Annotated in this window: 17 protein-coding genes; 7 read left to right on the forward strand and 10 right to left on the reverse strand. The window is 62.3% G+C overall.

Going from position 1 to position 16,869, the window contains the following annotated elements; genetic code table 11:
* The first annotated feature begins 26 nt into the window (after positions 1 to 26).
* From ACIPL0_RS02585 to ACIPL0_RS02595, 3 genes are all read left to right on the forward strand, one after another.
* On the forward strand, positions 27 to 596 hold the full coding sequence (locus ACIPL0_RS02585; RefSeq protein ID WP_400596776.1) for a xanthine phosphoribosyltransferase: 570 nt from the start codon (positions 27 to 29) through the stop codon (positions 594 to 596).
* Between the two features lie 139 nt (positions 597 to 735).
* Entirely contained in the window at positions 736 to 1,620 is an 885-nt protein-coding gene (locus ACIPL0_RS02590; protein ID WP_400596777.1) for an MBL fold metallo-hydrolase, read from the forward strand.
* Between the two features lie 182 nt (positions 1,621 to 1,802).
* Entirely contained in the window at positions 1,803 to 2,618 is an 816-nt protein-coding gene (locus ACIPL0_RS02595; RefSeq protein WP_400596778.1) for a sulfite exporter TauE/SafE family protein, read from the forward strand.
* Positions 2,619 to 2,770: 152 nt separating this feature from the next.
* Here the strand turns inward: ACIPL0_RS02595 and ACIPL0_RS02600 are convergent, their stop codons facing one another.
* The 7 genes from ACIPL0_RS02600 to dadA all read right to left on the reverse strand — a co-directional run bounded on the left by ACIPL0_RS02600 (position 2,771) and on the right by dadA (position 9,380).
* Entirely contained in the window at positions 2,771 to 4,696 is a 1,926-nt protein-coding gene (locus ACIPL0_RS02600; RefSeq protein ID WP_400596779.1) for an acetyl-CoA hydrolase/transferase C-terminal domain-containing protein, read from the reverse strand.
* A gap of 220 nt (positions 4,697 to 4,916) precedes the next feature.
* Complete coding sequence (locus ACIPL0_RS02605) at positions 4,917 to 5,216, reverse strand: DUF2845 domain-containing protein (RefSeq protein WP_400596780.1); 300 nt, start codon at positions 5,214 to 5,216, stop codon at positions 4,917 to 4,919.
* Positions 5,217 to 5,228: 12 nt separating this feature from the next.
* Complete coding sequence (locus tag ACIPL0_RS02610; RefSeq protein ID WP_400596781.1) at positions 5,229 to 5,651, reverse strand: c-type cytochrome; 423 nt, start codon at positions 5,649 to 5,651, stop codon at positions 5,229 to 5,231.
* A gap of 158 nt (positions 5,652 to 5,809) precedes the next feature.
* Entirely contained in the window at positions 5,810 to 6,358 is a 549-nt protein-coding gene (locus ACIPL0_RS02615) for a cupin domain-containing protein (protein WP_400596782.1), read from the reverse strand.
* Positions 6,359 to 6,520: 162 nt separating this feature from the next.
* Entirely contained in the window at positions 6,521 to 7,594 is a 1,074-nt protein-coding gene (gene alr, locus ACIPL0_RS02620) for an alanine racemase (RefSeq protein WP_400596783.1), read from the reverse strand.
* 159 nt (positions 7,595 to 7,753) lie between these two features.
* Positions 7,754 to 8,107, reverse strand: coding sequence for a RidA family protein (locus ACIPL0_RS02625; RefSeq protein WP_400596784.1), 354 nt, complete (start codon positions 8,105 to 8,107; stop codon positions 7,754 to 7,756).
* On the reverse strand, positions 8,079 to 9,380 hold the full coding sequence (gene dadA / locus ACIPL0_RS02630; protein ID WP_400596785.1) for a D-amino acid dehydrogenase: 1,302 nt from the start codon (positions 9,378 to 9,380) through the stop codon (positions 8,079 to 8,081). Before dadA ends, ACIPL0_RS02625 begins: the two co-directional genes overlap by 29 nt.
* Positions 9,381 to 9,537: 157 nt before the next feature.
* On the opposite strand from dadA, the gene dadR reads away from it, so the two are divergent.
* Positions 9,538 to 10,026, forward strand: coding sequence for a transcriptional regulator DadR (gene dadR / locus ACIPL0_RS02635; RefSeq protein ID WP_274133097.1), 489 nt, complete (start codon positions 9,538 to 9,540; stop codon positions 10,024 to 10,026).
* A 194-nt stretch (positions 10,027 to 10,220) separates the two neighbouring features.
* Here the strand turns inward: dadR and ACIPL0_RS02640 are convergent, their stop codons facing one another.
* Entirely contained in the window at positions 10,221 to 10,574 is a 354-nt protein-coding gene (locus ACIPL0_RS02640; protein WP_400596786.1) for a YkgJ family cysteine cluster protein, read from the reverse strand.
* Positions 10,575 to 10,706: 132 nt separating this feature from the next.
* Between ACIPL0_RS02640 and ACIPL0_RS02645 the strand changes: the two genes are divergently transcribed.
* Positions 10,707 to 12,017 (forward strand): NAD(P)/FAD-dependent oxidoreductase, encoded by a 1,311-nt coding sequence (locus tag ACIPL0_RS02645; protein ID WP_400596787.1) that lies wholly within the window; start codon positions 10,707 to 10,709, stop codon positions 12,015 to 12,017.
* Between the two features lie 165 nt (positions 12,018 to 12,182).
* Here the strand turns inward: ACIPL0_RS02645 and ACIPL0_RS02650 are convergent, their stop codons facing one another.
* Positions 12,183 to 12,416, reverse strand: coding sequence for a DUF1127 domain-containing protein (locus ACIPL0_RS02650; RefSeq protein ID WP_400596788.1), 234 nt, complete (start codon positions 12,414 to 12,416; stop codon positions 12,183 to 12,185).
* A gap of 177 nt (positions 12,417 to 12,593) precedes the next feature.
* Between ACIPL0_RS02650 and ACIPL0_RS02655 the strand changes: the two genes are divergently transcribed.
* Complete coding sequence (locus ACIPL0_RS02655; protein ID WP_400731271.1) at positions 12,594 to 14,021, forward strand: PLP-dependent aminotransferase family protein; 1,428 nt, start codon at positions 12,594 to 12,596, stop codon at positions 14,019 to 14,021.
* A gap of 60 nt (positions 14,022 to 14,081) precedes the next feature.
* Positions 14,082 to 15,662 (forward strand): phospholipase D family protein, encoded by a 1,581-nt coding sequence (locus ACIPL0_RS02660; RefSeq protein ID WP_400596791.1) that lies wholly within the window; start codon positions 14,082 to 14,084, stop codon positions 15,660 to 15,662.
* On the opposite strand, the gene ACIPL0_RS02665 is transcribed toward ACIPL0_RS02660, so the two are convergent.
* Complete coding sequence (locus ACIPL0_RS02665; protein ID WP_400596792.1) at positions 15,659 to 16,804, reverse strand: MFS transporter; 1,146 nt, start codon at positions 16,802 to 16,804, stop codon at positions 15,659 to 15,661. The genes ACIPL0_RS02660 and ACIPL0_RS02665 overlap by 4 nt on opposite strands.
* Between the last annotated feature and the right edge of the window lie 65 nt (positions 16,805 to 16,869).

The raw sequence follows: 16,869 nt of genomic DNA on the forward strand, positions 1-16,869 counted from the left end.
CGTTTTGCGCCCTGAGGAACACCGCCGTGGAAGCACTGCACACAAAAATTCGCGAGGAAGGCATCGTACTTTCCGAACAGGTCCTGAAGGTCGATGCGTTTCTGAACCATCAGATCGACCCGGTCCTGATGCAGCAGATCGGCGACGAATTCGCCACGCTGTTCGCCGATTCCGGCATCACCAAGATCGTCACCATCGAAGCCTCGGGTATCGCCCCGGCGGTGATGACCGGTCTGAAGCTGGGTGTGCCAGTGATTTTCGCGCGCAAGCACCAGTCGCTGACCCTGACCGAGAACCTGTTCTCGGCCACTGTGTATTCGTTCACCAAACAGACCGAAAGCACCATCGCCATCTCTACCCGCCACCTGACCAGCAGCGACCGCGTGCTGATCATCGACGACTTCCTGGCCAACGGTAAGGCGTCTCAGGCGCTGATCTCGATCATCAAACAGGCCGGCGCCACCGTGGCCGGCCTGGGCATCGTCATCGAGAAATCCTTCCAGGGCGGCCGTGCCGAACTGGACGCTCAGGGCTATCGTGTGGAATCCCTGGCGCGGGTGAAATCGCTGGCGGGCGGTGTTGTGACTTTCGTCTGATCTGCAATACCTCCTGTAGGAGTGAGCTTGCTCGCGATTGCTTTCTGTCAAATACCTATGCATCACCTGACAAGACGCTATCGCGAGCAAGCTCACTCCTACAATGATCCGCTGATATCGGTAAAAACGGAGAGCTGAAATGATCATCGGCGAAAAACTGAGCATCGAAGCGTTTTTCGACCCGCAGACTTCGACCATCAGCTACCTGGTGATCGACCGCTCGACGCGCAAGGCTGCGCTGATCGACAGCGTGCTCGACTACGACCCCAAAGCCGGGCGCACACGTACCGAGTCGGCCGACAAGCTGATCGCTCGCGTGCGCGAGCTGGGGTTGAGCGTGGAATGGATTCTGGAAACCCACGTCCACGCCGATCACCTCTCCGCTGCGGCCTATTTGAAGGAACAGCTTGGCGGCACCATCGCCATCGGCAGCCACATCACCCGCGTGCAGAAAGTCTTCGGCACGCTGTTCAACGCCAAGGGCGAATTCGCCCGCGACGGCAGCCAGTTCGACCGTCTGCTCGACGACGATGAACCCTTCAACATCGGTTCGCTGCAAGCCCGCGCCCTGCATACGCCGGGGCACACCCCCGCGTGCATGACTTATCTGGTGGAGAGTGGCGGTGAAACCGTGGCGTTCGTCGGCGACACGCTGTTCATGCCCGATTACGGCACCGCACGTTGCGACTTCCCCGGTGCCGATGCGCGCACGCTGTACCGCTCGATCGGGCGGATTCTCTCGCTGCCGCCGCAGACCCGGCTGTTCATGTGCCACGACTACCTGCCCAACGGCCGCGCGCTGATGTACATGACCACCGTGGCCGAACAGCGTGCCAGCAACATTCATATCCGCGAAGGCATCGATGAGGACGCGTTCGTCGCCATGCGCGAAAAACGTGACGCGACGCTGGACATGCCGGTGCTGATCCTCCCCTCGGTGCAGGTCAACATGCGCGGCGGCCAGATGCCCGAACCGGAAGACAACGGCGTGAGCTATCTGAAGATTCCGATCAACGCGATGTGATTGATCATGCGGGTATCACGGCTCCCTGCTTCTGGCCGAAGGCCGTGGGAGGGAGCCCTGCTCGCGAAAGCATCATTGCTGTCAACGCTGCATCGACTGACACTCCGTCTTCGCGAGCAGGGCTCCCTCCCACAGGATTCCCCGAACGCCCGGGACATTGATTAACGGACGAATTCACTTTCATGGTTGAACACGAACTGATCGGAGCCGGCCTCGGTACGATCATTGGCGCAGTACTGGCGCTGACCGGTGCCGGCGGTGGCATTCTCGCGGTGCCGTTGTTGGTATTCGGCCTCGGTCTGTCGATGGTCGAAGCGGCGCCAGTCGGGCTGCTGGCGGTCGGACTGGCTGCCGCCGTCGGTGCGCTGCTGGGCTTGCGTCAGGGCATCGTGCGTTACCGCGCCGCGCTGTTCATCGCTGCCATCGGCATCGTCTGTTCGCCGCTGGGCCTGTGGCTGGCCCATCAACTGCCCAACGCGCCGCTGGCGCTGGGGTTCGCCTGCGTGCTGGTGTATGCCTGCGCGCGCATCTACCGCAAGGCCGCTCACGAACTGCACCACGGCGAACCGCCACCGCGCGCCGCCTTTCTGCCGTGTGTGGTCAATCCGCTGGAAGGCCGTCTGCGCTGGACCCTGCCCTGCGCCCGCTCACTAGCGGTGACCGGCATGCTCTCAGGCCTGCTTTCCGGCTTGCTCGGGGTCGGCGGCGGCTTTGTCATCGTCCCGGCGCTGGCGCGCTACACCGATCTGGACATCAAAAGCATCGTCGCCACGTCGCTGGCGGTGATTGCCCTGGTGTCCACCGGCAGCGTGGTCAGCGCCAGCGTCAGCGGCGTGATGCACTGGACCGTCGGCCTGCCGTTCGCGGCGGGCGCGGTGGCAGGGTTGATGGGCGGGCGTCAGGTCAGCCGCTTTCTCGCCGGGCCGAGGTTGCAGCAATTGTTCGCCGTGACCGGGGTGCTGGCGGCGGTGTTGTTGGTGATCAAGACGCTGACCTGAACGCCGCCCCCTTGTAGGAGCTGGCTTGCCCTGCGACCGCCTGCGCAGCAGCCGTAAACCCATACGCATTGGGAGTGTCAGACACATTGCATGCACAGGTTTTACGACGACTCCGTCGCCGGTCGCGGGACAAGCCACGCTCCTACAAAGGCTCAAACGCCGGTGGCTTGAAGACCCGCCAGCAACAGCCGCTGATACAACTCCTCCCGCAACCCCTGTGGCCGGTCCAGGCCCATACGTTGCAGGTGCTCGGAATACACCTCCGGCTCCGGCGCCTCCAGCGTGGCTTTGCCCAGCTCGATGATTTCCGTGAGCTTGAACTTGCTCTTCAGCCAGTTCAGCGCCCGCAGCAGGTCACGCTCGACGTCGGTGAAATCGCTGCCCAGCGGGTATTCGATGAACAGCGACGGAAACCGGTCGCGAATATCCTTCAAACGCTCCGGTGTGTTCTGACTGAACAGCGGGTCCAGACGGAAATGCTTCGGCAGTTTGCCAGCCTTCTGCGCCTGTTCGATCAGCGTGGGCTGGAAGCGTGAGTCACTGATGTTGAGCAACGCTTCGATCACCGACGCGTCGGTCTTGCCGCGCAAGTCGGCGATGCCGTACTCGGTGATGACGATGTCGCGCAGATGCCGGGGAATGGTGGTATGCGCATACTCCCAGACGATGTTGGAGCTGATCTCGCCGCCGGACTCGCGCCAGCTGCGCAGCATCAGGATCGAGCGCGCACCCTCCAGCGCATGGGCCTGGGCGACGAAGTTGTACTGGCCGCCAACACCGCTGACCACCCGGCCATCAGCCAACTGGTCCGACACCGCCGCGCCCAGCAGGGTGACGGTGAAACAGCTGTTGATGAACCGCGCATGCCGCCGTTGCAGGCGCTTGAGCGGTTCATCGCCGTACAGTTCGTTGATGTAGCTGATCGCGGTCATGTCGATCTGCGCAAGCTGCGCCGATGGCAGTTCGCGCAGACGCTGATAGAAACTGCGCGGCCCGAGGAAGAATCCGCCATGGATCGCTATGCCGTCACTGTGCAGCGTCTCGTCGAGCAGACCAGCGTCGGCCTGCTTCTGCAGGGCCGAGTCGGCATACACCTTGCGCCGGACAATGCCCGCGTCGAACAGCGCCAGCAGACCGTTGACCAGCATTTCGCTGCAACCATAGAGACCGCTGGCGAACGGCATGACCCCGCCCTCGCCTTCGATCAGCGGTTTCCAGGTGGAAATGCCGTCCAGCTCGCCGAGGCAGGCGCGATAGCTGTCGTTGTCTGCCTGCCGCGCCAGCAACGCTGCGGTCAACGCGTCGCCCATGGCGCCGATGCCGATTTGCAGGGTGCCGCCGTCACGCACCAGAGTGCTGGCGTACAGGCCGATGAAATGGTCCTGAAAACCCACCGGCATGTTCGGTGTGGAGAACAGCGTGCTGCGTTCTTCGTGTTCGATCAGCAGGTCAAAGGTGTCGATGCCGACTTCGGAGTGGCCGGGCATGTACGGCAGCTCGCCGTGGACATGGCCGAGCAACAGGATCGATTCGCCCGCCGCCCGGCGCTTTTCCAGCATCGGCAGCAGGTCGAGGGTGATATCGGGGTTGCAGCTCAGGCTGAGGCGGTCCGGCCGCTGTGGATCGGCGGCCACCAGTTGCGCCACCAGGTTGAGGCCGTTGGCGTTGATGTCGCGGGCGGCGTGGCTGTAGTTGCTGCTGACATAGTCCTGCTGCGCCGACGCACTGCCCAACAGACTGCCCGGCTGCATGAAGAACTGCTCGACCCGGATGTTGGGCGGCAGGCTGTCCTTGTGCAGATCGGCGAGGAAATCCAGCTCCGGGTAGTCGCCGAACACCCGCTCAAGGAAGGGTTCAAGGAACCGCGCCTGCAAGCCGTTGCCCGCCGCCGGACGTCCCAGGCACAACGCGGTGTACACCGTCAGTTGTCGCTGCGGCAGCGACTTGATCCGCGCATACAGCGCGTTTACGAACCGGTTGGGCTTGCCCAGTCCCAGCGGCAATCCCAGGCGAATGTGCGCAGGCAACTCGGCCAGCACGTGGTCGACGGCTTGCTCGATCGAGCAGGAATGCGGCATCCGGCCTCTCCTGTTGAGTCATTCGATGGAGCTTGGACCGGAGGCCGACACAGATTGTTCTGCCGCGCCGCAAACACGAGCCCGCCCTGTGGGAGCGAATTCATTCGCGATGCGGTGTTTCAGACAACAGATATGTGTCGGCAAGAATGGCTATCGCGAATGAATTCGCTCCCACAGAGAATCCCGGTCAATCCATGAGATCGGCTGGTGCGGGCGTGAATCAATCCCTGCGCATTTCAATCGACACTAGCTTGTCCTCGACAAAACGCAGGTGCTGACTGGCCCCATTGCGCGGGCCGTAGACCCAATGGGTAATCTTCGCCGCATTGAGTTGCGGCACGCCATTGCTGCGCACCGCAGGCATTTCGTCGACAGCACTGTCGGGAGGTCCGCATTTTTCCCGCACGACGCTGGCGCTATCGCCCACGCTGATCAATGCAGTGCCGCAACGCATCGTCGCCGACGCGCTGCCGGCGAACGACAACGCGACAAGCCCCGCCAGCAGCCATGTTCTGTTCATCGAGTCCCGTTCTTATTGCAACCCGGACATCTTCTTGATCGCGCCTTTCAGCTCGTCGTCGGTGCAATCGGCGCAGGTGCCTTTCGGTGGCATCGAGTTGATGCCGGTGATGGCCTTGGCCAGCAACCCGTCGACACCGCCCTGCTCTTTAGCACGCTTGCCCCAGTCGGCGCTGTCACCGATTTTCGGCGAGCCCAACAGGCCGGTACCGTGGCAGGCGTTGCAATGTTTGCCGATCACGTCGTCCGGCGATTTGGCGCCGCCGCCACCCGCCGTCGCCGCGACGTCCATGCCCGGACATTCCTTGCCTTGAACGCAGACCTGGCCGACCGGCTCAAGCCGTTTGGCAAGATCGTCCTTGGTCGTGGCCTGGGCGGTCAGGGCCCACAGCGCGAGGAATGAAACAGCAGCCAGGATCTTATTGGTATGGTTCACGCTTTCACCCTCATGGTGGCTATATCGCTCCCGCCGTCACGGTAATTTGGCAGGCGGTGAGAGTATAGCGGCTGGTCCGAGGGTCGTAACGGCCTTGAAGAAAGCAGGGTTATTGGCGCAAAAGCCCCATCTGCGAACAGACGAGGCCATGCAAAAGATCAGAAATTCGCCGGTGTCGCCGCGCTGATCAGCCGCGCGGGCACGTCGAACGGATTGCGAAAGCGGTGCGGACGCGTGCTTTCGAAGTAGTAGCTGTCGCCGGCTTCGAGCACGTAAGTGTCGATGCCGACCACCAGTTCAAGGCGGCCTTCGACGAGGATGCCGGTCTCTTCGCCTTCATGAACGAGCATTTCATCGCCGGTGTCGGCGCCCGGAGGATAGACCTCGGTGAGAAAGGCAATGGCCCGGCCGGGATGGGATTTACCGACCAGTTTCATGGTCACCGCGCCGTCCGAGATATCGATCAGCTCGCTGGCCTTGTAGACCACCTGGGTCGGGTTTTCGGGTTCGAGCTCTTCGGAAAAGAACTCCACCATGGACATCGGTATGCCGCCCAGCACCTTGCGCAGCGAACTGATCGAGGGGCTGACGCTATTCTTCTCGATCATCGAAATGGTGCTGTTGGTCACGCCCGCTCGCTTGGCGAGTTCGCGTTGGGACAGACCTTTGAGTTTACGAATGGATTGCAGTCGTTCACCGACGTCCAATGCGGGAGTCCTCCTGATCATCTAATGGGGGGGGCAAGTGATGGGCATGATCGCAACAGCGTTCAGTATTTACAACACTTGCGCCCCTCAGAGATTAGCAAAGGGACTAATGGCCGCTAGCAGTAACCGTGTGATCCGTTCAGCAAAAACGACAGCAGGCTGTCAGGCCCCGGAATAGAGCCTTGGCACGCGTTTGAGGTTGCAGAAGATCTGATACGGAATGGTGCCCGCTCTGGCGGCGACGTCGCTGGCGAGCACGTTTTTGCCCCACAGTTCGACGCGACTGCCCATCCCGGCGCCCGCCACGTCGGTGAGATCGACGCAGAGCATGTCCATCGACACGCGGCCCAGCAAGCGGCTGCGCTGACCGTCGATCATGACCGGCGTGCCGGTCGGCGCCTGACGCGGGTAACCGTCGGCATAGCCCATGGCAACCACACCGATGCGCATGGCGCGATCGGTGATGAAACCGCCGCCGTAACCCACCGGTTGACCCGCTGGCAGTTCCTGCACACAGATGACCTTCGACTCCAGAGTCATTACCGGTTGCAGCCGGTCGGCGACCGCCTGGGGCTGATCGAACGGCGTGGCGCCATACAGCATGATGCCCGGACGCACCCAGTCGCTCGGCACATTCGGCCAGCCCATCACGCCCGGCGAGTTGCGCAGGCTGACTTCCGCCGCCAGCCCGGCGCGCGCAGCCTCGAAGGTGGCGACCTGTTCTTCGGTGCGCAGGCTGTCGAGCTCATCGGCGCGAGCGAAGTGGCTCATCAGCACCACACGGGCGACCTTGCCGCTGGCCAGCAGACGCTGATAGGCCGTCGCATAGTCAGCCGGTTGAACACCGACGCGGTGCATGCCCGAGTCCATTTTCAGCCAGATGTTCAGCGGCTTGCCGACCACGGACTTTTCGATAGCCTCGACCTGCCACAACGAATGCACCACGCACCACAGGTCGTACTCGGCGATCAGTGCCAGCTCGTCCGCCTCGAAAAAGCCTTCCAGCAGCAGCACCGGCGCGCGAATGCCGGCCTGACGCAGCTCCAGTGCCTCTTCGATGCAGGCCACGGCAAAACCGTCGGCTTCAGCCTCCAGTGCCTGCGCCACCTGCACCGCGCCATGGCCGTAGGCATCGGCCTTGATCACGGCCAATGCCTTGGCCCCGGTGGTTTCACGGGCCAGTTGGTAGTTGTGGCGCAGGGCTTGAAGATCGATAAAAGCGCGGGCTGGACGCATGGTGGGGCTTCTTGTTCAAAGAATTCAGATGGCTTGTAGGAGTGAGCTTGCTCGCGATTGTTGTATCTGGCGCCACGGAGGTGACTGACGGATTGCAATCGCGAGCAAGCTCACTCCTACAAAGCAGGTTTGCGCATGAAAAGGATGTGCGCGTATGCGTTACGGCAACGCTGCAGTCACCGACATCTCAACCAGAATCTCCGGCTCGCACAGCTTCGATTCCACGGTCGCGCGGGCCGGGGCGACGCCTTTCGGCAGCCACGTGTCCCACACGCTGTTCATCCCGGCAAAGTGCGCGTCGATGTCCTTCAGGTAGATCGTCACCGACAGGATGCGGGTCTTGTCGGTGCCGGCCAGGTCCAGCAGGCGCTCGATGTTGCCGAGCGTCTCGCGGGTTTGCTGCTCGATGCCTGCGTTCAGGTCGTCAGCCACTTGTCCGGCCAGGTAAACGGTGCCGTTGTGGGCGACGATCTGACTCATGCGCTCATTGGTGAGCTGGCGCTGGATTGCCATGTCGTGTGATCTCCCTTGAATTGCCATAACGAGAAATGTCGAGGCCTTCGGCGCTGATCTGCGGCTGTTTGCGCGCAATCAGGTCGGCCAGCAGACGACCCGAACCGCAGGCCATGGTCCAGCCGAGCGTGCCGTGACCGGTATTGAGGAACAGGTTGCGATACGGCGTGGCACCCACGATCGGCGTGCCGTCCGGCGTGGTCGGACGCAGCCCGGTCCAGAAACTGGCCTGGGTCAGATCACCGCCCTGAGGATAGAGATCGTTGACGATCATCTCCAGCGTTTCGCGCCGACGCGGATTGAGCGACAGGTCGAAACCGGCGATTTCTGCCATGCCGCCAACGCGGATGCGGTTGTCGAAGCGGGTGATCGCGACCTTGTAGGTCTCGTCGAGAATGGTCGAAGTCGGCGCCATGTCCGCGTTGGTGATCGGCACGGTCAGCGAATAACCCTTGAGCGGATAGACCGGCGCCTTGATGCCCAGCGGCTTGAGCAGTTGCGGCGAATAGCTGCCCAGCGCCAGCACGTAGCGGTCGGCGGTTTCCAGTTTGCCGTTGACGCGCACGCCATTGATGCGGTCGCCGGCGAAATCGATTGATTCGATGGACTGGCCGAAACGGAATTCAACGCCTAACTTCACACACATCTCTGCAAGACGTGTGGTGAACAGCTGGCAATCGCCGGTCTGGTCGTTGGGCAAGCGCAATGCACCGCTGAGGATATTGCTGACACTGGCCAGCGCCGGTTCGACGCGGGCGATGCCTTCGCGGTCGAGGACTTCATACGGCACGCCGGCCTGTTCGAGCACGGCGATGTCCTTGGCGGCGTTATCCAGTTGCTCCTGGGTGCGGAACAGTTGAGTGGTGCCCAGCGTGCGCCCTTCGTAGGCAATACCGGTTTCCGCGCGCAGTTCGTCGAGGCAATCGCGGCTGTACTCGGACAGACGCACCATGCGCTCCTTGTTCACCGCATAGCGATTTTTCGTGCAGTTGCGCAGCATCTGCGCCATCCACAGATACTGATCGATGTCGGCGGTCGCCTTGATCGCCAGCGGCGCGTGGCGCTGCAACAGCCATTTGATGGCCTTGAGCGGCACACCCGGTGCGGCCCAGGGCGACGCGTAACCCGGCGACACCTGGCCGGCGTTGGCGAAGCTGGTTTCCATGGCAGCGGCAGGCTGACGGTCGACGACAGTCACCTCGAAGCCCGCACGTGCCAGGTAATAAGCACTGGTGACACCGATCACGCCACTTCCAAGGACCAGAACGCGCATGTTGATTTCCTCATCGCGGATATCCGCTGACGTTTTGAAGTTTTAAGCAAGGATGTGCGCAGTATAAAAAGCATCGAGCAGTGCCTTTCACTGTATAAATGCCTATATTCAGCGTTAATTCTCGACAACGAAGGCTTTAGCAAGAGGGGGTTTGGCAATGCGTACCCAACACCAGTCAAAACGTGAGCTGGACAAGATCGACCGCAACATCCTGCGCATCCTGCAGGGCGACGGCAGAATCTCATTCACGGAGTTGGGAGAACGCGTCGGGCTGTCTACTACGCCTTGCACGGAGCGGGTCCGGCGCCTGGAGCGCGAAGGCATCATCATGGGCTACAGCGCCCGGCTCAATCCGCAAAACCTCAAGGCCAGCCTGCTGGTGTTCGTCGAGATCAGCCTGGATTACAAGTCAGGCGACACCTTTGAGGAATTTCGCCGGGCGGTGCTGAAACTGCCCCATGTGCTGGAGTGCCACCTGGTGTCCGGCGACTTCGACTACCTGGTGAAAGCGCGGATTTCGGAGATGGCCTCCTACCGCAAGCTGCTGGGCGACATCCTGCTCAAACTGCCCCATGTGCGGGAATCGAAGAGCTACATCGTCATGGAAGAGGTGAAGGAGAGCCTGAATCTGCCGATTCCGGAGTGAAAGCGCTGGGCACGCGGGCGACGAACCAATGCCGTGGATACCGCCTGCTCGAAGACTTACGCAATCCCTGTGGGAGGGAGCTCTGCTCGCGATTGCGCAAGGTCAGACGCAGCTTCAGTGACTGACAGGTCGCTATCGCGAGCAGAGCTCCCTCCCACGCAAATGCGCAGCGCCGGCTGAACAAGCGCTCGCCCCTACACCAACACCTGCCTAGTGGTGGCAATGAACTCGTGGACCTGCTGCTCGACCCGTGGATGAATCAACACCTCCGGGCGGCGGCCGTTGGGGCATGGCAGGCTCGGCGTGGTGCCGAATAACCGGCAGATCAGTGGGCGTTCGTCATACACCGTGCAGCCGTTGGGGCCGAGGTGGACGCAGTTCAGTTCGTTGAGCGCCGCTTCCTGCTCGGCGGCGGTCTTGCGCGGCAGACGCGCCATTTCTTCGGACGATGTGGTCACCGGCCCGCAGCAATCGTGGCAGCCGGGCACGCAGTCGAACGACGGGATCTGCCGCCGCAGATCGCGGATTTTCTGGCTGCTGCATGGCATCGCGGGAGATTCTCCTGTGGTGGGTGGGCCAATTGTGCACCAGACGCCATCGCTTTTGCCGTCCTTGCCCCCTCGCCGACTGACGGCTACCCTCCGTAAAATTTTCCAAACAGCCTTCTCGGGATATTCAACATGAACGCCCGCGCCCAACAGCCCGGCATCACCGGCCACACCACGTCCTACTACGCCGCCAGCAGCCATAAACAGCCGGAGTACCCTGCCCTCGCAGGTGAAATAAAGGCCGATGTCTGCATCGTCGGCGGCGGCTTTTCCGGCCTGAACACCGCCATCGAACTGGCCGAGCGCGGCCTGAGCGTGGTGTTGCTGGAAGCGCACAAGATCGGCTGGGGCGCCAGCGGGCGCAATGGCGGGCAACTGATTCGCGGCGTCGGCCATGGCGTCGAGCGTTTTCAACCGGTCATCGGCGATGAAGGCGTGCGCCAGTTGAAGCTGATGGGTCTGGAGGCGGTGGAAATCGTCCGGCGGCGGGTCGAGCAGTATCAGATTGATTGCGACCTGACCTGGGGCTACTGCGACCTTGCCAACAAGCCCAAGGAGTTCAGCGGTTTTGCCGAAGATGTCGACGAACTGCGCGGACTGGGCTATCGCCATGAACTGCAACTGATCCAGCCGCAGGACCTGCGCAGCTTCATCGACTCCGCCAACTACGCTGGCGGCCTGCTGGACATGGGCTCGGGCCATCTGCACCCGCTCAACCTGGCGCTGGGTGAAGCCGCAGTGGCGCAGTCCTTGGGCGTGCAGTTGTTCGAGCATTCGCCGGTGACCCGTCTGGAATACGGCCCGCAGGTACGCGTACACACCGCACAGGGGCTGGTCCGCGCCGAGACGCTGGTGCTTGGCTGCAACGCCTATCTCAACGGTCTCGATCCAACCCTGAGCGGCAAGGTGTTGCCAGCAGGCAGTTACATCATCGCCACCGAGCCGCTGGACGAAACCCTGGCCCGGCAACTGCTGCCGCGCAATACAGCCATGTGCGACCAGCGTGTGACGGTCGACTATTTCCGTCTTTCCGCCGACCGGCGCCTGCTGTTCGGTGGCGCTTGCCACTATTCAGGGCGCGATCCGCAGGATATCGGCGCCTACATGCAGCCGAAGATGCTCAAGGTTTTCCCGCAACTGAAGGACGTGAAGATCGATTTTCAGTGGGGCGGCATGATCGGCATCGGCGCCAACCGCCTGCCGCAGATTGGCAGGTTGCAGGCGCACCCCAACGTCTTTTACGCCCAGGCGTACTCGGGGCATGGCCTCAACGCCACGCACCTGGCCGGCAAACTGCTGGGCGAAGCCATCAGTGGCCAGCACAGCGGTGGCTTCGAGCTGTTCGCCAAAGTGCCGCACATGACCTTCCCCGGCGGCAAGCATCTGCGCTCGCCACTTTTGGCGCTGGGGATGCTGTGGCATAGGTTGAAGGAGCTGGTGTAAGTAGATTCCTCCCACAAACGCCACTGATACCGTGGGAGGGAGCCCTGCTCGCGAAGGCGTCAGATCAGTCAACTCAGCATCGTCAGTCAGAACGCCTTCGCGAGCAGGGCTCCCTCCCACGGGTTTCATGTCGCTGCAGAAACCGGAGTAGCCAGGATCTAACGCTCACTCCTTCCAGAACGGCTTGACCCCCTCGTGATACGCCTGCTCGTAAGTCAGGCCAATATCGCGCAGTTGCTCCCGAGTCAGGTTCAGCAGGGACCGGCGTGTACGGCGACGATGCTGGAACAGCCCCCAGAGACTCAGCCCCTTGGGTGCATTCACACGCACAGTGGGCTCTTGTTCCTGCAGCAGTTCCCCGGCGTGCAGCGTCAGTCGAACATCGCTCATCCCGTTCATTTGGCAGATACCTCAACATGGGTTTCAAGTGAGGCCCATGATGCGACCGCCCGCCAAACCATTACAGATTCAAAAATATTTATTTTTTACGTACAGATCCAATACAGAACGGCCTGAATGCTGTATTTTTGCCCTATCTGTATCGGTTGCCAGCACGACATTGTGCGGGAGTACGCCATGACCCTGTATGTGAATCTCGCCGAACTGCTCGGCACCCGTATTGAAAACGGCTTCTATCGCCCGGGCGACAGACTGCCGTCGGTGCGTGCCCTGAGCCAGGAACATGGGGTCAGCCTGAGCACCGTGCAACAGGCCTACCGCGTGCTGGAAGACAACGGCCTGGCCTCGCCGCGGCCCAAATCCGGCTACTTCGTACCGGCGAGCCGCAAGACGCCGGCACTGCCCGCCCTCGGTCGTCCGGCCCAGCGGCCTGTGGATATCTCCCAGTGGGATCAGGTGCTGGAACTGGCCCGTGCCGCGCCCAGCCCCGACGTGGTGCAACTGGCACGCGGCATGCCGGACATCACCAGTCCGACCTTGCGCCCGCTGACTCAGGCGCTGGGCAAGATCAGCCGCCGTCAGGACATGCCCGGCCTGTATTACGACAATATCCACGGCACCCAATGCCTGCGCGAACAAGTGGCCCGACTGCTGCTGGATTCCGGCACAGCCGTCGACCCGGATGATCTGGTGATCACCACCGGCGCCCAAGAGGCGCTGGCCGTGAGTATTCGCTCGATCTGCCAGCCGGGCGATATCGTTGCGGTCGACTCGCCGAGCTTTCACGGCGCCATGCAGGCGCTCAAGGGCCTGGGCATGAAGGCGCTGGAGATCCCCACCGACCCGCTCACCGGCATCAGTCTCGACGCCCTCGAACTGGCTCTGGAACAGTGGCCGGTCAAGGCCATACAGTTGACCCCCAGCTGCAACAACCCGCTGGGCTACAACATGCCCGAGGAGCGTAAACGCGCGCTGCTGACCCTCGCCCAGCGTTTCGACGTGGCGATCATCGAAGACGATGTGTATGGCGACCTCGCCTACACCTATCCGCGGCCACGCACGATCAAGTCCTTCGATGAAGACGGCCGCGTGCTGCTGTGCAGTTCGTTTTCCAAGACGCTGGCGCCCGGCCTGCGGGTTGGCTGGGTGGCGCCGGGGCGCTATCTGGATCGCGTGCTGCACATGAAATACATCAGCACCGGCTCTACCGCGACCCAGCCGCAGCTGGCGATCGCCGAGTTTCTCCAGGCCGGGCATTACGAGCCGCACATGCGGCGGATGCGCAATCAGTACCAGCGCAGCCGCGATCAGATGACCGACTGGGTGACTCGTTATTTTCCGGAAGGCACCCGCGTCAGCCGGCCACAGGGCGGTTTCATGCTGTGGATCGAGTTGCCGGAGAGCTTCGATTCGCTGCGCCTGAACCGTGCGCTGGAAGGTCAGGGCGTACAGATTGCTCCCGGCAGCATTTTTTCGGCGTCAGGCAAATACAGAAATTGCCTGCGCATGAACTTCGCCGCCAAACCGACGGCGAAGATCGAAGAGGCGGTGCGACGGGTCGGCGCCACCGTGGCGAAATTGATGGCCCAGGAAGAACCGGCATGATCCCAACCTTTTGCCGATAATGCGGTCATAACGCCATGGCCTGACTTGCGGATGACACCGTTGACCAACACATGGGCATTGCCCCTCCTACTGGCCTTCGCGCTCGTCGTCAGCGGTTGTGCCCATACACCGACGCCACCGGTGCCGAGCCAGGCGCTGCCACCGAGCGAGTCAGCGTTCGGCCGTTCGATCATGGCCCAGGCCGCGCCCTATGAGGGACGCTCGGGCTTTCGCCTGCTGCCCAACAGCACCGAAGCCTTCATGGCCCGCGCCGAGCTGATCCGCAACGCCAAGACCAGCCTCGATCTGCAGTACTACATCGTCCACGACGGCCTCAGTACCCGCGCCTTGATCGACGAACTGCTCAAGGCCGCCGACCGCGGCGTGCGCGTACGCATTCTGCTCGACGACACCACCAGCGACGGACTCGACGAGGTGATTGCCACCCTCGCCACTCACCCGAACATTCAGATCCGCCTGTTCAACCCGCTCAACCTGGGCCGCAGCACCGGTGCGACCCGCACGATGGGCCGCCTGTTCAACCTGTCCGTGCAGCATCGACGCATGCACAACAAGCTGTGGTTGGCCGACAGCGCGGTCGCCATCGTCGGTGGACGCAACCTGGGCGACGAGTATTTCGACGCCGAGCCGAATCTGAATTTCACCGACATCGACATGCTCGGCGTCGGCCCGGTCGCCGAACAGCTCAGCCACAGCTTCGACCAGTACTGGAACAGCACCCTGAGCAAACCGGTCGATGACTTCCTCTACTGGCCGCCCGACACCAAGGACCTGGCCGCCGCCCGCGTGCGCCTAAGCGCCTCGCTGGAAAAAGCACACATCGAGAAAAAGGCGCTGTATGAACGGCTGATGGCCTACAAGACCCAGCCGCGCCTGAAAACCTGGCTCAACGAGTTGATCTGGGCGCACAACCAGGCGCTGTGGGACGCGCCGACCAAGGTGCTGTCGCGGGATGAACCGGACCCGCACCTGCTGCTGACCACGCAATTGGCCCCCGACCTGCGTAACGTGCATCAGGAATTGATGATGATCTCGGCCTATTTCGTGCCGGGCCAACAGGGGCTGACCTACCTGACAGGACTGTCCGACAGTGGCGTGTCGGTGAGCCTGCTGACCAACTCGCTGGAGGCCACCGACGTGCCGGTCGTGCATGGCGGCTATGCGCCTTATCGCAAGGCTTTGCTGGCCCACGGCGTGAAACTCTTCGAACTGCGTCGCCAACCGGGCGATCCGGGCAGCCATCGAGGCAGCGGGCCGGGTTTCCTGCGCGCCAAGCCCTTCAGGGGCGGCTCGGAGTCCAGCCTGCACAGCAAGGCAATGATTTTCGACCGACAGAAAATCTTCGTCGGCTCGTTCAACTTCGACCCGCGCTCGGTGCTGTGGAACACCGAAGTCGGCGTGCTGGTGGACAGTCCGGAGCTGACCAACTACCTGCGCGAACTGGCGCTGCAAGGTATGGCACCGGCCATTAGTTATCAGGTGAAGCTGGAGAATGACCGGCTGGTGTGGGTCACCGAAGACAACGGCCAGATCCACACCTTGCACAAAGAGTCCGGCGACTGGTGGCGCCGTCTGAACGCCTGGTTCGCCAGCGCCGTAGGCCTGGAGCGAATGCTCTAGGCCGTTGCCGGTTGCACACCGAACGCCAGCGGTCGGCGCGCCAGAATCACCAGCCCGAATGCACCGGCCGCCATCAGCAATGGCAGCGCCTGGCCGCTGACCCACTGCCCGCCAGCCCCCGCCGCCAGCGGCCCGAGCAGGCAGCCGATGCCCCACAGTTGCGCAACGTGGGCATTGGCGCGGACCAGCGCATCGTCGCGATAACGCTCGCCAATCAGGATCAGCGACAAGGTGAACAACCCGCCAGCACTGGCGCCGAACAGCACCCATAGCGGCCAGATCGCCAGCGTGTCCACCAGCAACGGAATCGCCAGACTCGACAGCATCAGCGTCAACGCACAGCCGGAAAACAACAGCCGACGGGACATGCGGTCGGCCAGCGCGCCAATGGGCAATTGCAGCAAGGCATCGCCGACGACGACGGTACTGACCATCGCCAAAGCGATTTCCGGAGTAAAGCCCTGTTGCAGGCAATACACCGGCAGCAGCGTCAGAATCATCGCCTCGAAACCGGCAAACAGGGCGATTGCCCACGCTATTGCGGGCAGCGACCGACAAAAACCACCCAGATCACTGAAAGTGACATGGCTGGATTCGGCACTCGGCGCACCCGTGCGCCCCAGCAGCAGGAAGGGTGACGTCGCGAGCAGCGCGGTGCCGACCCAGAAACCGTAGTCCGCCTCCGTCCCGATAACCCCCAGCAACACAGGCCCGCCCAGCTGGCTCAACGCATAGCTGCTGCCATACAGCGCCACCAGCTTGCCGCGCAGGCGCTCGATAACCAGCTGATTGATCCAGCTTTCACCCAGAATGAAGACGATGGTCAGGATCATCCCGAGCATCAACCGCAGAACCAGCCAGATCCAGTAATTGGGCAGCACGGCCACCAGCCCTACGGAAATCGAGCCGCCCCACAGGCACAGACGCATGAGGTTTGCCGTGCCCAGCATCGACGCCAGCCGGCTGGCCAATCCGGCGCCGCACAGCACGCCAATCGCCGGCATCGCCGCCATGACCCCGATGGCAAACGCACCATAACCCCAGGCCTCCAGGCGCAACGACACCAACGGCATGCTCACGCCCAGCGCCAGCCCGACGCTCAGGACCGAGGCTAGCACGGCGAAATAAGTACCCCAACGCATCACCACGCTCCTGTGGGTGAGACAAAACAGCCGGGCTAGATGGCCCGGCTGTTGAAATGCAGATC

The organism is Pseudomonas sp. NPDC090208 (assembly GCF_044746785.1).
Taxonomy (GTDB): Bacteria; Pseudomonadota; Gammaproteobacteria; order Pseudomonadales; family Pseudomonadaceae; genus Aquipseudomonas.

Coding starts and splice junctions, on each gene's coding strand:
- ACIPL0_RS02590 (WP_400596777.1), top strand. CDS start 736: ATGATCATCGGCGAAAAACTGAGCATCGAAGCGTTTTTCGACCCGCAG.
- ACIPL0_RS02595 (WP_400596778.1), top strand. CDS start 1,803: ATGGTTGAACACGAACTGATCGGAGCCGGCCTCGGTACGATCATTGGC.
- ACIPL0_RS02600 (WP_400596779.1), bottom strand. CDS start 4,696: ATGCCGCATTCCTGCTCGATCGAGCAAGCCGTCGACCACGTGCTGGCC.
- ACIPL0_RS02605 (WP_400596780.1), bottom strand. CDS start 5,216: ATGAACAGAACATGGCTGCTGGCGGGGCTTGTCGCGTTGTCGTTCGCC.
- alr (WP_400596783.1), bottom strand. CDS start 7,594: ATGCGTCCAGCCCGCGCTTTTATCGATCTTCAAGCCCTGCGCCACAAC.
- ACIPL0_RS02625 (WP_400596784.1), bottom strand. CDS start 8,107: ATGGCAATCCAGCGCCAGCTCACCAATGAGCGCATGAGTCAGATCGTC.
- dadA (WP_400596785.1), bottom strand. CDS start 9,380: ATGCGCGTTCTGGTCCTTGGAAGTGGCGTGATCGGTGTCACCAGTGCT.
- dadR (WP_274133097.1), top strand. CDS start 9,538: ATGCGTACCCAACACCAGTCAAAACGTGAGCTGGACAAGATCGACCGC.
- ACIPL0_RS02640 (WP_400596786.1), bottom strand. CDS start 10,574: ATGCCATGCAGCAGCCAGAAAATCCGCGATCTGCGGCGGCAGATCCCG.
- ACIPL0_RS02645 (WP_400596787.1), top strand. CDS start 10,707: ATGAACGCCCGCGCCCAACAGCCCGGCATCACCGGCCACACCACGTCC.
- ACIPL0_RS02650 (WP_400596788.1), bottom strand. CDS start 12,416: ATGAACGGGATGAGCGATGTTCGACTGACGCTGCACGCCGGGGAACTG.
- ACIPL0_RS02655 (WP_400731271.1), top strand. CDS start 12,594: ATGACCCTGTATGTGAATCTCGCCGAACTGCTCGGCACCCGTATTGAA.
- ACIPL0_RS02665 (WP_400596792.1), bottom strand. CDS start 16,804: ATGCGTTGGGGTACTTATTTCGCCGTGCTAGCCTCGGTCCTGAGCGTC.